The 13,081-nt window shown below is 54.4% G+C and carries 11 protein-coding genes; 9 read left to right on the forward strand and 2 right to left on the reverse strand.

The window, feature by feature from the left end:
* Positions 1-7: 7 nt before the first annotated feature.
* Genes lon through ACTID9_RS09255 form a run of 3 tightly spaced genes read left to right on the forward strand, consistent with a single transcriptional unit; the run spans position 8 to position 4,379 of the window.
* On the forward strand, positions 8-2,326 hold the full coding sequence (gene lon, locus ACTID9_RS09245) for an endopeptidase La (protein ID WP_441070904.1): 2,319 nt from the start codon (positions 8-10) through the stop codon (positions 2,324-2,326).
* Positions 2,327-2,339: 13 nt separating this feature from the next.
* Positions 2,340-2,996 (forward strand): ribosome biogenesis GTP-binding protein YihA/YsxC, encoded by a 657-nt coding sequence (gene yihA, locus ACTID9_RS09250; protein ID WP_441070905.1) that lies wholly within the window; start codon positions 2,340-2,342, stop codon positions 2,994-2,996.
* Positions 2,997-3,023: 27 nt separating this feature from the next.
* Positions 3,024-4,379 (forward strand): protein O-GlcNAcase, encoded by a 1,356-nt coding sequence (locus ACTID9_RS09255; protein ID WP_441070906.1) that lies wholly within the window; start codon positions 3,024-3,026, stop codon positions 4,377-4,379.
* 89 nt (positions 4,380-4,468) lie between these two features.
* Here ACTID9_RS09255 and ACTID9_RS09260 read toward each other — a convergent pair whose 3' ends face one another.
* Together ACTID9_RS09260 and ACTID9_RS09265 are read right to left on the reverse strand one after the other, a co-directional pair.
* The gene (locus ACTID9_RS09260) at positions 4,469-5,404 is read right to left on the reverse strand and encodes a DMT family transporter (protein WP_441070907.1); all 936 of its coding nucleotides are present in this window, start codon (positions 5,402-5,404) and stop codon (positions 4,469-4,471) included.
* An 82-nt stretch (positions 5,405-5,486) separates the two neighbouring features.
* Positions 5,487-5,843 carry a hypothetical protein gene (locus ACTID9_RS09265; RefSeq protein ID WP_441070908.1) on the reverse strand — a complete coding sequence of 119 codons (357 nt, stop codon included), beginning with the start codon at positions 5,841-5,843 and terminating at the stop codon, positions 5,487-5,489.
* A gap of 130 nt (positions 5,844-5,973) precedes the next feature.
* On the opposite strand from ACTID9_RS09265, the gene ACTID9_RS09270 reads away from it, so the two are divergent.
* The 6 genes from ACTID9_RS09270 to cobA all read left to right on the forward strand — a co-directional run bounded on the left by ACTID9_RS09270 (position 5,974) and on the right by cobA (position 13,080).
* Positions 5,974-7,593 carry a methyl-accepting chemotaxis protein gene (locus ACTID9_RS09270; RefSeq protein WP_441072517.1) on the forward strand — a complete coding sequence of 540 codons (1,620 nt, stop codon included), beginning with the start codon at positions 5,974-5,976 and terminating at the stop codon, positions 7,591-7,593.
* A gap of 120 nt (positions 7,594-7,713) precedes the next feature.
* Positions 7,714-9,072, forward strand: coding sequence for a glutamyl-tRNA reductase (hemA, locus tag ACTID9_RS09275; protein ID WP_441070909.1), 1,359 nt, complete (start codon positions 7,714-7,716; stop codon positions 9,070-9,072).
* A gap of 79 nt (positions 9,073-9,151) precedes the next feature.
* The gene (locus tag ACTID9_RS09280; RefSeq protein WP_441070910.1) at positions 9,152-9,970 is read left to right on the forward strand and encodes a cytochrome C assembly family protein; all 819 of its coding nucleotides are present in this window, start codon (positions 9,152-9,154) and stop codon (positions 9,968-9,970) included.
* A 13-nt stretch (positions 9,971-9,983) separates the two neighbouring features.
* Complete coding sequence (locus ACTID9_RS09285) at positions 9,984-10,634, forward strand: precorrin-2 dehydrogenase/sirohydrochlorin ferrochelatase family protein (protein ID WP_441070911.1); 651 nt, start codon at positions 9,984-9,986, stop codon at positions 10,632-10,634.
* Positions 10,631-11,575, forward strand: a complete 945-nt coding sequence (gene hemC / locus ACTID9_RS09290) for a hydroxymethylbilane synthase (protein ID WP_441070912.1) — start codon at positions 10,631-10,633, stop codon at positions 11,573-11,575. The genes ACTID9_RS09285 and hemC overlap by 4 nt, the downstream gene beginning before the upstream one ends.
* Positions 11,572-13,080 carry a uroporphyrinogen-III C-methyltransferase gene (gene cobA / locus ACTID9_RS09295; protein WP_441070913.1) on the forward strand — a complete coding sequence of 503 codons (1,509 nt, stop codon included), beginning with the start codon at positions 11,572-11,574 and terminating at the stop codon, positions 13,078-13,080. Before hemC ends, cobA begins: the two co-directional genes overlap by 4 nt.
* The last annotated feature ends 1 nt before the right edge of the window (position 13,081 follow it).

A 13,081-nucleotide genomic window follows, 5' to 3' on the forward strand; every position in this document is an offset into this window, starting at 1 on the left:
CTTACTTATGAGTGAACGTACCGGCACACGGGACATTCCGCTGTTGCCTTTGCGCGGGCTGCTTGTGTATCCAAGCATGGTACTTCACTTGGATGTGGGTAGGGAGAAATCTATTAAGGCACTTGAACGAGCCATGGTGGATGACAACAAAATTCTCTTAGCCACCCAGGAGGAAGTTCAGATTGAAGAGCCGGATGCCGAGCAAATTTACAGCATCGGTACCGTTGCTCGCGTCAAGCAGATGCTGAAGCTCCCAAATGGTACGATTCGCGTCCTGGTTGAGGGGTTGCAGCGAGCCAAAATTGAGGAGTTTAAGAGCAAGGACGAGTATTTTATCGTCAGCATCAGCTATTTGGAGGAAGAAGCAACGGACGAAAACGAACTGGAAGCGCTAATGCGGGCCGTTCTTGCCCATTTTGAGCAATATATCAAGCTTTCCAAAAAGGTTTCACCGGAGACGCTGACATCGGTTACCGACATTGAGGAGCCGGGGCGTCTGGCAGACGTAATCGCTTCGCACCTGCCGATCAAAATGGATGACAAGCAGGAGATTTTGGAGACGACCAACATCAAGGAACGTCTTGAGCTGTTGCTTGGCATCTTGAACAATGAGCGCGAAGTGCTCGAGCTGGAACGCAAGATCAACCAGCGCGTGAAAAAGCAGATGGAAAAAACGCAGAAAGAATACTACCTGCGCGAGCAAATGAAGGCAATCCAAAAAGAGCTTGGCGATAAGGAAGGCCGCGCTGGCGAGGTGGAAGAGCTGCGCGCCCAATTGGATAAGTCGGACGCGCCTGCGAACATTCGCACCAAAATCGAGAAAGAACTCGAGCGATTGGAAAAAATGCCGTCCACCTCTGCTGAGGGAAGTGTCATTCGTACATATATCGATACCCTTCTTGCTCTTCCCTGGACCAAGAAGACGACGGATAATCTGGACATCAAGCATGCGGAAGATGTGCTGAATGAAGACCACTACGGTTTGGAAAAGCCGAAAGAGCGCGTGCTGGAATATTTGGCCGTGCAAAAGCTGGTCAACAAAATGCGCGGGCCGATTTTGTGTCTGGTAGGACCGCCGGGTGTGGGGAAAACCTCGCTGGCACGTTCCATCGCCAGAGCGCTTGGGCGCGAATTCGTGCGCATTTCGCTGGGAGGCGTGCGGGATGAAGCCGAAATTCGCGGGCACCGCCGTACGTATGTCGGCGCCATGCCGGGTCGGATCATTCAAGGGATGAAGCAAGCGGGCACGATCAATCCGGTCTTTTTGCTGGATGAAATCGACAAGCTGGCATCCGATTTCCGCGGCGATCCGTCATCGGCGCTCCTGGAAGTGCTGGACCCGAACCAAAATGACAAGTTCAGCGACCATTATGTGGAAGAGACGTACGATTTGACCAACGTGATGTTCATTACGACAGCCAACTCGCTGCATACCATCCCGCGTCCGCTTCTCGACCGGATGGAGACGATTCACATTTCCGGCTACACGGAACTGGAGAAGCTGAACATCCTGAAAGGCTACCTGCTGCCAAAGCAGATGGAGGATCACGGATTGGGCAAAGATAAGCTGTCGGTGAACGAAGAGGCGCAAATGAAGATCATCCGCCAATATACGCGGGAATCGGGCGTGCGCAACCTGAATCGCGAGGTGGCCAACATTTGCCGCAAAGCCGCGAAAATCATCGTGAGCGGCGAAAAGAAAAAAGTCGTGGTCACGCCGAAAACGGTAGAGGCGCTGTTGGGCAAACCGCGTTACCGTTACGGACTGGCGGAGAAGGAAGACCAGATCGGATCGGTCACCGGGCTGGCCTGGACCGAAACGGGCGGCGACACGCTGAACGTGGAAGTCAGCATCCTCCCGGGCAAAGGAAAGCTTACGCTGACCGGCCAGCTGGGCGATGTCATGAAGGAATCGGCACAAGCGGCATTCAGCTACATTCGCTCGCGCGCCGAGGAACTCGATATCGATCCGGATTTTTATGAGAAAAACGACATCCACATCCACGTGCCGGAGGGAGCCATTCCAAAGGATGGACCATCCGCCGGGATTACGATGGCGACCGCGTTGGTTTCCGCCCTGACAGGGAAGCCGGTGCGCAAGGAAGTGGGCATGACCGGAGAAATTACGCTGCGCGGGCGCGTGCTGCCGATCGGCGGCTTGAAGGAAAAATCGCTTTCGGCGCATCGGGCCGGATTGACCACCGTGATTTTGCCGAAAGACAATGAAAAGGATATTGAGGACATCCCGGAAAGCGTGCGCAAAGAAATGAAGTTCTTGCCGGTTGCGCATTTGGACGAGGTTTTGAAGTACGCTCTTTCGAGATGAATGGGGATACGAAATGAAAATTACATCAGCTGAATTTATTACAAGCGCTGTTGCAGCCAAACAATATCCCACAGACGGCCTACCGGAGATTGCTCTGGTAGGTCGCTCCAATGTGGGCAAATCTTCGCTTTTGAACAAAATGATGAACCGCAAAGCATTGGCGCGGACGAGTTCCAAGCCGGGGAAAACCCAGACGCTGAACTATTTTTTGGTCAACAAGAGCATTTATTTGGTCGACTTTCCGGGGTACGGCTATGCCAAAGTAGCCAAATCGATCAAAGAAACTTGGGGCAAAATGATCCAGACGTATTTGGCGAAGCGTGAAGAGCTGCGCTTCATCGTGCAGCTCGTGGACATTCGTCATGCGCCGAGCAAGGATGACGTGGCCATGTACGCCTGGTCCAAAGAAATCGGGATTCCGGTTGTGATCGTGGCGACCAAGGCGGACAAAATCGCGCGCGGCCGTTGGCAGCAGCATACCAAAATCATCCGCGAGACCATGAACGTCCGCGGCGGTGACCCGATTCTCGTTTTCTCCTCGGAGACGGGCCAAGGGCGGGACGAGCTGTGGCAAGAGATCGTCAACCGCATCAAGGAGCAGGACGCCGTGGTAGCCGCTGCAGCAAAGGAAGCGAAGGAAGAAAAGAAGAAAGCGGAAAGCGTCGAGTAGGGCCGAATGAACAAAGGAGAGGAGCAGATGAGCCAAGCGGATTTCTTTGCGATCAGAGGCGTCATTGAGGGATTTTACGGCAAACCGTGGACGCATGAAGAACGGGTCGATATGCTCGCCTTTCTTGGCCGCCATCGGTTCAATGCCTATTTTTACGCCCCCAAGGATGATTTGTATTTGCGAGAGGATTGGCAAAAGCCGCATACGGAGGCTTCGCTTGCCAAAATATCCGCGCTGATCGCCCATGCGAGGCAGGCAGGACTCGCCTTTTATTATTGCTTAAGCCCGGGCTTGTCGATGCAGTATGCGAGCGAGGCGCATTTTGACAAGCTCCTCGGCAAATATCATCAGCTGTTTTCCATCGGAGTACGGCGGTTCGCCCTCCTGTTTGATGATATTCCCGCCGGCTTGATGCATGCGGAGGACAAGCGAGTGTTCCGTTCTTTGGCCGAGGCTCATGCCGCTGTGACGAATCGGCTCCAAACCGAGCTTGCATCCTGGTCGGAAGAAAACCAGCTGATTGTCTGTCCAACGCTGTATCATGGCACGGGAGATGAGCCGTATGTCCGCGAGCTTGGTCAGCTGGTGCCGACGCAGATCCCGCTCTTTTGGACAGGAAGGTTCGTCTGTTCGCCGATGCTGACAGAGGCGGACGCTCGACATTTCGCAGAGTCAACAGGACATTTGCCGTTTTATTGGGACAATTATCCAGTGAACGATTTGGCCATGGCGCATGAGCTGCACATCGGCCCGATCCGCCATCGCGATCCTGGATTGCATCGTTATGCGGCAGGCTATATGGCCAATGCGATGGAGTATGCGGAAGCCTCCAAAATCGCGCTCGCTACCATCGGAGAGTATCTGGATGATCCGTATGGCTATGATCCGGAATCCGCCTGGCGCAGAGCGATTCAAGAACAGGTGGGCGAGGAGGGTGCCGAACGGTTTCTCGCGTTCGCGGACAATGTGCAAAGCTCGTGCTTGACCGACGTGGAATCGCCGCGATTGCTCGAAACGTTTCAGCAATTCCGCTTCAATTTCTTGCACGGCGCAAATCCCGGGCAGGCGGTCGGCGAGCTAACCCGGCTGTTTGCCGAGATGGAAGAGTCGGCCGACTGGCTGCTCACGCAGTTGAAGAATGACAAGCTGAAGCAGGAAGTGCGACCGTGGCTGGTGAAATACTGGCACTGGGCAAGGGCGGGCAAGCTAACCGCCCAGCTGATCGCAGCCGGTTTGGAAAACAGGATGCTGCAAGCAGCCTCGCTTTATTTGCAGCTTCATCGCTGGCTGAAACGGACCGAGCGCCTGCCGCATCGCGTCTGCGGAAGTGTCATGCGCTTGTTGATCGATGCGGTTTTGCAGGAAGTCGCCAAGCGAAGATAGACGTGTGTGGTGCATGGTTGCCGCGCAAAGGGAAAGGGACCGCCTTCCAGTCTGTGACTGGGAAGCAGTCCCTTTTTGCAAACCAACCGTTATTTTTCGGCAGTAGGCATGGATTTTTTGCGCGCAAACAAAAACTGAAACCATGTTTTGAACGGAAGCTCGGTGACAAGCATGCCGGACAGGATGAGAAAGCAGCCGAACAGTTGGCGGGCTGTCAAAACCTCATCGATGAACACAAAGGAAGTAATCGCCGCAAAAACAGGCTCGAGGGCGAAAATCAAGGCCATCCGCGTCGGCGTCGTCAGCTTCTGGAACGCGGTTTGCGCCAAAAAAGCAATCGCGGTAGCGGGAATCGCGGTGATCAACAGCCCCCAGGTAACGTTAGGATCAAGCATGGCATCGGCATCAAACGCCTTGTGCCAATCCTCGAACAGGAAACCGCACAGCCAGCTAATCACCGCAACCGTCAACAACTGGACGATCGCAAGCGGCAAGGCGGGATGCTGCGGTGCGTATTTTCCGGTGAAAACCAGCTGAAGCGCTCCGGAGATCGCGCAGCCAAAGACCAGCACGTCGCCAAAGTTCAAGCCGATCGTCTCGCTGATGGTCAGCAAATATAAGCCGAGCACCGCTGCTGCGACGCCTGCGATCGCTTGCCATCCCAGCTTTTGCTTCAGCAGAAAGATGGAAAAGAGCGGGACGAGCACGACTGCCAATCCGGTGATAAATCCAGCCTTCGACGGAGTCGTATACTGGAGTCCGATCGTCTGGAAGGCGTAGATGAGAAAGAGCCAAAACCCGATCCAGACGCCATGGCGGATCAGCTTTGGCGTGAACGCGTTGCGCATATTCGGATAAAACAACAGCAGGATCGCTGCCAAAAAGGCAGTCGCGATCGTGAAGCGAACGCCATTGAACGTATTCGGAGGCAGAACCGCGATTGCATTTTGCACGACGAGAAAGGTTGCGCCCCACACGACCGTGATCAAAAGCAGGGTGAATTCTGCCCAAAGCTGCTTTTTCAAAATATCCCCACTTTTCACTTGTTGTAAGCATGATGCACACTCTCCCGATCATACGGGATGCCGTCGCGGCTGGCAAGGAATTTTACCCGTTCCGGCGAAACCGGATTCCGCTGGAAATGACCGCGTACAAAAGTCCGAGTCCCACCACGATCAAGTATGGCAGGGAGCCGGTTGCGGCCGCGGCCAGTTTGAGCGGCAGGAGCGTGATCAGAAGTGAACCGACAAGGACGATGACAAGAAAGCCCGTCACCGTGCTTGCGGGCGGTTGTCTGATCCCGCGCCGCTCCAAAATCATCCGGTTGGCAAACGACCCCATCGCCGCCCCGATAAAGCCGCCGAAAGCTGCGGAGTCGTTCATCATCTGCGGCAGCAGGCAGGAGAACAGGAGGGCCATGATGCCTCCAAGCAATCCGATGAATACTTGTTGTGATCTGGTCAAACTATCATTCCACCCTTCCAAATTGATTTTATCGGATGTTTTTCTTCCAACCAAGGTTTTTCCTATGCTATTCTCTAGTATAAATAGAGGGTTTGTAGAAAAATGGAAGATCAGGGGGTTGGGGATCGTGATGAAATCATCCGCTTTGCAATCGCGTCGCGCCAGGCTTGCAGGGAAAACGACAGAAGAAGTTGCGGCTCGGATCGGCAATTTGCTTGCAGCAAGCAATAGCCTGGAAGAAAAGAAAGAGGAGATTCGGGCGCTGCTGGATCAAGCGTTGGGGAAACGCGAATATTTTGTCGTCATCGATGAGACCGGTTTGGGCGTCATCCATACGAACCGGTTGCGCGAAGGCGTCTTGTTCGGCGATGTGGTCGGACAGCGGGCGGCAGGCACCACGAAGCTTTTGGCGCAGCTGTACCGCCGCGATACGGGCGAATGGCTGATCGATACGTCATGTCCCATTGGTGTATATGGCAAAAAGCGATACGTGCTGCGGATGGGGACATTGCTGCATCGGCCGTTTTTGCAGCCGGCACTCCTCAGTCTGAGCGCCATCCCGTCGTTGGTCAGTGTACCGATCGGTCTGTTGTGCGGAGCAGGGCTCGGCGAGGTGGCCATCATCGCAGGCTCTTCACTGGCAGTCGGCATGATCGGCGGCCATTTCCTTTATTCGCATATGCAAAAACAGCTGGAAACATGGTTGGGGATGACGCGGACGGTCTCTTCCGGCGATCTGACGAAACGGATCGAGACGCAAGCCCGCGACGAATTCCATCAGATGGGGCTGGAATTAAATAAAATGGTGCTGGGCATGAAAAGCATGATCAGCGAAATTGCCGCTTCGTCAAAAACGACGCGGTCGATCAGCCAGCAGCAGTCCAAACAGGCGGACGAACTGGCGGAGACGTTTGAGGAGCTGACGGGCATCATGAGCGAGTTCCATGCAGGAGCGGGCCAGCAGGCGACAGGCACCAGACAAGCGACGGAGCGGCTGGAGGAAGTGCTGCAGCGGCTCATGGAAATACGCGAGGCGGCCGTCGTCGCCCGGGAACTCGGCAAGCGAGCGGCCGTCGTGACGTCCGATGGAACGAAAGCGGTTTCGTCCGCATCGAACCAGATGGTCCAGATGGAGGCTGCGATGAACGGAACGGCCAACCGCATTCAAGAGCTGGCCAAAGGCGCCGAGCTGATCAGCGAGCAGGCAACGTCGATCACGCGGATCGCGCGCCAAACCAACACGCTTGCGCTCAATGCGAGCATCGAAGCAGCGCGGGCAGGCGAGCATGGCCGCGGCTTTGCGGTCGTGGCTGGCGAAGTGCGCCAGCTTGCGGAAGAAACCACCCGCTTTGCGGAACAGATCGTCGCCACGATCCAGATGATCCATCAGGAAGCCGCGCGCGCAAGGCAAGATTCGCAGGAGGGTCTTCATGTGCTTTTGGCTGCGAATAAGGAAGTGACGGAAGCCGGCCAAGCCATTCGTTCGCTGGAAGCGGTTGTCAAAGAAAATGAACGGCAGTCCGTCCAAAATGAGGAACGGGCCGAAGCGGTTTTGGATAATTGTCGCAGCGTTATGCAAACAATAAAACAAGTGGAAGCGATCGCCCACGAGTTTTCCGAGAGCGTCGCCGAAGCGGCATCGGCTGTAGAGGGTCAGACCGAAGCGGTCAACCGGCTTGCGCTCGAGTCGAATCAATTGTCGATTCAGGCGGAAAAGCTGGAAACCATTGTCGAGCGATTCCGCTATTGATGGCGCAAGTGTCGGAATCAGCAAGGTCGTAATAAACTTTTCACATTTTAAACCCCTCTATTACGGACATAATGATATAATGAGAGTGCAATTTGAACGATGACGTTTGGGAGGAAGACCATGGATATCCTGCTAGTGGGACTAAACTATAAAACAGCACCTGTCGAAATTCGGGAGAAATTTACATTCAACGACGACAGCACACCCAGGGCGCTGCACCTTCTCTCTCAGACGAAAAGCATCGTCGAAAGTGTCATTATCGGTACGTGCAACCGCACGGAGATTTATGTGGTGTGCGATCAGCTACATACAGGCCGTTTTTATACGCGCAATTTTCTCGCGGACTGGTTCGGCATCGACAAGGAACAGTTCCAGCCGTATTTATATATCAAAGAAAACGAAGAAGCGATTGAGCATTTGTTCAACGTAGCCTGTGGACTCGATTCCATGGTGATGGGTGAGACGCAGATTTTGGGCCAGGTGCGTTCCGCGTTTTTGCTGGCGCAGGAACACAAAGTCACCGGCACCGTGTTCAACACGCTTTTCCGCCAGGCTGTCACACTGGCAAAACGCGCGCATACCGAGACCGGCATCAATGAAAATGCCGTTTCCGTCAGCTATGCGGCGATCGAGCTAGGCAAAAAGATTTTTGGCTCCTTCCATGACAAGCGGGTGCTGATTTTGGGCGCAGGCAAAATGAGCGAGCTGACGGCCAAGCATCTGTCCGCAAACGGCGTCAACAAAGTGTGCGTCGTCAACCGGACGATCGAGCGAGCGCGTCTGCTCGCCGAAAAATTCAACGGGGACGCAACCACCATGGAGCGCTTGCCCGAGCAGTTGCTTACAGCCGACATCGTGATTTCCTCGACCGGTGCTACCGGCTATGTGCTGACCAAAGACAGCCTGGCGCCGATCGTGAAAAAACGCAAGCATCGTCCGCTGTTTATGATCGATATCGCCGTGCCGCGCGATTTGGACCCGGCCTTGCATGAGCTGGACAACGTATATCTTTACGACATCGATGATTTACAAGGAATCGTTGCGACCAATCTGGAAGAGCGCCAGCAAGCCGCTGCCGCGATCCGCGAAATGATTTGCGAGGAGATCGTCGCCTTCACGTCCTGGCTGCAAACGCTGGGCGTGGTGCCGCTCATTTCCGCGCTCCGCGAAAAAGCGTTCGCCATTCACGGCGATGCGATGGACAAAATCGAGAGCAAGCTGCCGAATTTGACCGAACGGGAACTGCACATTATCCGCAAGCATACAAAAGGAATTATCAATCAAATTTTGCATGACCCGGTTGTCCGTTTGAAAGAGCTGGCTGTTCAAAAAAGCGGGGATGACGTTCTGGAGATCTTTTCATCCATTTTTGCGTTGGAAGACATTTTGGAACGCAACAAAAAGGAAAGCGAATGGGAGCTTGCCAAAAAACAGCAAACCGTTCGTGAGAAACTGGTTCCTTCCCGGATCAACGACTAAACGTTTTGCCTACAAATAGAAAGGAGAACGGGCTTGCCGTAAAGGGTGCCCGTTCTTTATGCGAAAGAGGGGAGAAGAGATGGCAGATGTAAGATGGGTCTATGATGTTACCATCTTTCTCTACGCGGCGAGCGTCCTCTTCTATTTTCATGACTTCTTGCAAAGCAACCGAAAAGTCAACCGACTGGCTTTTGGGTTGCTTGCCGTCGTTTGGTGCCTGCAAACCGTCTTTTTCGTCTCGCAAATGACCGCGAAGTTGTACTTCCCGGTTCTTACTTTGTTTGAGACGCTATTTTTTTATTCATGGGTGCTGGTCACGCTCTCCATGGTCATGAATTATTTATTCAGGATTGACTTAATTGTCTTTTTTACCAATGTAATCGGGTTCGTCGTGCTTTCGCTCTCCATGTTCGCGCAGGAGACGGAGATGATCGAGCAGACCAAGGCGTTGACATCGGAGCTGCTGTTCATCCACATCACCCTGGCGTTGATCAGCTATGCGGCCTTTTCCCTTTCGCTTGTGTTCTCCATCATGTATTTGGTGCAGCACTACATGCTCAAACGGAAGCGCTGGTCGCCGCTGTTCCGGCGCTTGCCGAGCCTTGAGCGGCTGGAGCTGTTTTCCGATCGGCTCAACATGATCGGCTTGCCCCTTTTGCTGTTGGGCGTGATTCTCGGCGCGATCTGGGGCCATCTCGTCTTGAACGGGCATTTTTGGCTCGATCCGAAAGTAGGGATGTCGACATTGGTATTGATCGGCTACTCCATCGTCATGTATCAGCGCATTACGGACAAATGGCGTGGGAGCAGGCTGGCGGTTAGCAATCTGGTTGCGTTTTCATTGCTGCTGCTGAACTTCCTGTTTACGGACATATCTGGTTTTCATCGTTGGATGTAGAGGAGTTAGGTGTATGGATTCGTATTTTCCGATCGTGATCGACATACATGAAAAAAAGTGCCTGGTGGTAGGCGGCGGTGAGGTGGCGACGCGCAAAGTAGAGTCGCTTCTGCAGGCAGGTGCGGAAGTGACGGTCATCTCGCCGGAAGCGGGTGACAGCATCCGCGAATGGGCACAGGACGGGCGGCTGCACTGGCGAAACGAGGTGTTTTCGGAAAACGATGTGACCGAATTCGCGTTCGTCATTGCCGCGACCAACCAAAGCGAGGTCAACTATGCCGTCTATGAAGCCGTTCGTCAATCGGGCGGCTGGGTCAACATCGTGGATCGGCCGGATCTGTGCAATTTCATTCTGCCGTCGGTGGTGAAACGCGGCAAGCTGACGATCTCGGTCTCTACGTCGGGGGCGAGCCCGGGGCTGGCGCGCAAAATCAAGCAAACGATCGAACAGGAGATTGGTCCGGAATATGAGGAATACGTCGATTTCCTGGCGCGGATTCGGCAGCAGGTGCTGGCGGAGGTAGACAATCACGGACAGCGCAAAAAGATTTTCCGCGAGCTTTTGCAAGATCGATTCGTAGAAGCGTCGGAAGCGGAGCGCTATGCGATGGCTGCTGAATTGGTAAAGAATGTAGCAGAAGAGTATGTAGGGAGGCAATTATGAAAAACTGGAAAGTAGGATCTCGCAAAAGCATGCTGGCCCTGACCCAGACCAATTGGGTCATCGAACAATTGAAAAAGCTGGATGCCGAGTCATCGTTTGAAGTGCATGAGATTGTGACAAAAGGGGACGTCGTTCTGGACGTGACGCTTTCCAAGGTGGGCGGCAAAGGCTTGTTCGTGAAAGAAATCGAGCAATCGCTCTTTGATAAAGAAACGGATATGGCGGTTCACAGCATGAAGGATATGCCATCCGAGCTGCCGGAAGGACTTGTGATCGGCGCGGTTCCAAAGCGGGTAGACCCGCGGGATGTGCTGATTTCGCTGACAGGAAAAACGCTCGATGAGCTGCCGACAGGGGCGGTTGTCGGAACGAGCAGCCTGCGCCGCGCTGCACAGCTGCTGAATTATCGCCCTGATTTGCAAATCCGCTCGATTCGCGGAAACATTGACACGCGCCTGCGCAAGCTGAAGGAAGAAGGCTTCGATGCGATTATCCTTGCGGCAGCAGGCTTGGAGCGGGTCAATTGGAACGGTACGATCACGCAATTTTTGCCGGTGGAAATCAGTTTGCCAGCGGTTGGCCAAGGGGCATTGGCGATCGAATGCCGCGCGGACGACACGGAAATGCTGGCTCTGCTGAAAAAATTCGACCATTTGCCGACGAAGCTTGCGGTTACTGCGGAGCGCGCATTCCTGCACAAAATGCAAGGGGGCTGCCAGGTACCGATCGGGGCATACGCAACGATTGAAGAAGGAACCGGGGGCGCGCTGCCGCAAATCACCCTGACCGGCATGGTTGGAGCGCCGGATGGCTCTACCTTGATGAAACATACGATCACCGGAACCGATCCTGAGGTTCTTGGGGTACAGGTCGCGAATCACCTGCTGGATTTGGGTGCGGGTGAGATTTTGGCCAGCGTATTGGAGGAGAATGCACGATGAGCAAAGGCAAAGTATATCTGGTTGGCGCAGGCCCGGGAGATCCCAAACTGATTACCGTCCGCGGATTGGAAACGATCAAGATTGCGGACTGCATCGTTTATGACCGGCTGGCCAGCCCGAGACTGCTTACCCATGCCAAGCCTGGCGTGGAACTGATTTACTGCGGGAAGCTGCCTGACCGCCACACATTGACACAGGAAGAAATCAATCAGGTTCTGGTGGATAAAGCATTGGAAGGCAAAATCGTCACACGGCTCAAAGGCGGGGACCCGTCGATTTTCGGCCGTGTGGGCGAAGAAGCGGAAGAGCTGGTGAAACACGAGATTCCGTTTGAGATCGTTCCGGGGATCACATCGGGGATCGCAGCGCCGGCATACGCAGGCATCCCGGTGACGCACCGTGATTTCAACTCCTCACTGGCTATTGTGACGGGGCATGAGCGCCCGGATAAGACGGTTTCCAGCGTGAACTGGGAAAAGCTGGCGACCGCTGTCGGGACCATCATCTTTTATATGGGCGTGGGGAACCTTCCCTTTATCCGTGAGCAACTGATCAAGCACGGCCGTTCGCCGCAAACGCCGGTGGCGCTGGTGCGCTGGGGCACGACGATCGACCAGGAAACGCTGGTTGGCACACTGGAAGACATCGTGGAAAAACGCGAAGCCGCAGGGCTTTCCAACCCGGCGATCATCATTGTCGGAGAAGTGGTGGAACTTCGTGACAAGCTGCAATGGTTCGAGAAAAAACCGTTGTTCGGCAAACGCATTTTGGTTACACGCGCCCGCAGCCAGGCAAGCGAACTGTCCGAGCAAATCGCCGAGCTGGGCGGAGAGCCGTTTGAATTTCCGCTGGTCAAAATGGTTTCGCCGGAAGACAGCAAGCCGCTTGACGATGCGATCCACCAGCTGGGCAGCTTTGACTGGGTCATGTTTACGAGCGCGAACGGGGTCGCCTTTTTCTTTAAACGACTGCGTGAGCTTGGCGTAGATATTCGGACAATGCGTGCCAAAATTGCCGCAGTCGGCCCGAAAACAGCGGCTGTGCTGGAGGAAAAAGGGTTAACCGTGGAAGTATTGCCCGGGGAATTTCGCGCGGAAGGCTTGCTGGATACGCTGCAAGGCCAGCTGAAGCCTGGAGAACGCGTCCTTTTGCCGCGTGCAGACATCGCGCGGGAGACGCTGCCAAAAGCGCTTCGTGAGCTAGGGCTCGACGTGACGGAAGCAGACACCTATGATACGCTGATAGATGCGGAAAATATTGCCGAGACGCTTGAACTGCTGCAAGAAGGCGCAATTCATATCATCACCTTCACAAGCTCGTCTACGGTGAAAAATTTTGTTCAAGCCATGCAAGGGCATGACCTGACCCAGCTGCTGTCCGGTGTGAAAATCGCATGCATCGGTCCGATTACGGCTGATACAGCCCGCAGCTTGGGACTCGCTGTCGATTGGGTGGCGACAGATTATACGATTCAAGGCCTGCTTGACGTGATCAAGCAAGGGTAAG

It is taken from the genome of Brevibacillus fluminis, assembly GCF_052072235.1.
GTDB lineage: Bacteria > Bacillota > Bacilli > Brevibacillales > Brevibacillaceae > Brevibacillus_D > Brevibacillus_D fluminis_A.

Coding starts and splice junctions, on each gene's coding strand:
- lon (WP_441070904.1), top strand. CDS start 8: ATGAGTGAACGTACCGGCACACGGGACATTCCGCTGTTGCCTTTGCGC.
- yihA (WP_441070905.1), top strand. CDS start 2,340: ATGAAAATTACATCAGCTGAATTTATTACAAGCGCTGTTGCAGCCAAA.
- ACTID9_RS09255 (WP_441070906.1), top strand. CDS start 3,024: ATGAGCCAAGCGGATTTCTTTGCGATCAGAGGCGTCATTGAGGGATTT.
- ACTID9_RS09270 (WP_441072517.1), top strand. CDS start 5,974: ATGAAATCATCCGCTTTGCAATCGCGTCGCGCCAGGCTTGCAGGGAAA.
- hemA (WP_441070909.1), top strand. CDS start 7,714: ATGGATATCCTGCTAGTGGGACTAAACTATAAAACAGCACCTGTCGAA.
- ACTID9_RS09280 (WP_441070910.1), top strand. CDS start 9,152: ATGGCAGATGTAAGATGGGTCTATGATGTTACCATCTTTCTCTACGCG.
- ACTID9_RS09285 (WP_441070911.1), top strand. CDS start 9,984: ATGGATTCGTATTTTCCGATCGTGATCGACATACATGAAAAAAAGTGC.
- hemC (WP_441070912.1), top strand. CDS start 10,631: ATGAAAAACTGGAAAGTAGGATCTCGCAAAAGCATGCTGGCCCTGACC.
- cobA (WP_441070913.1), top strand. CDS start 11,572: ATGAGCAAAGGCAAAGTATATCTGGTTGGCGCAGGCCCGGGAGATCCC.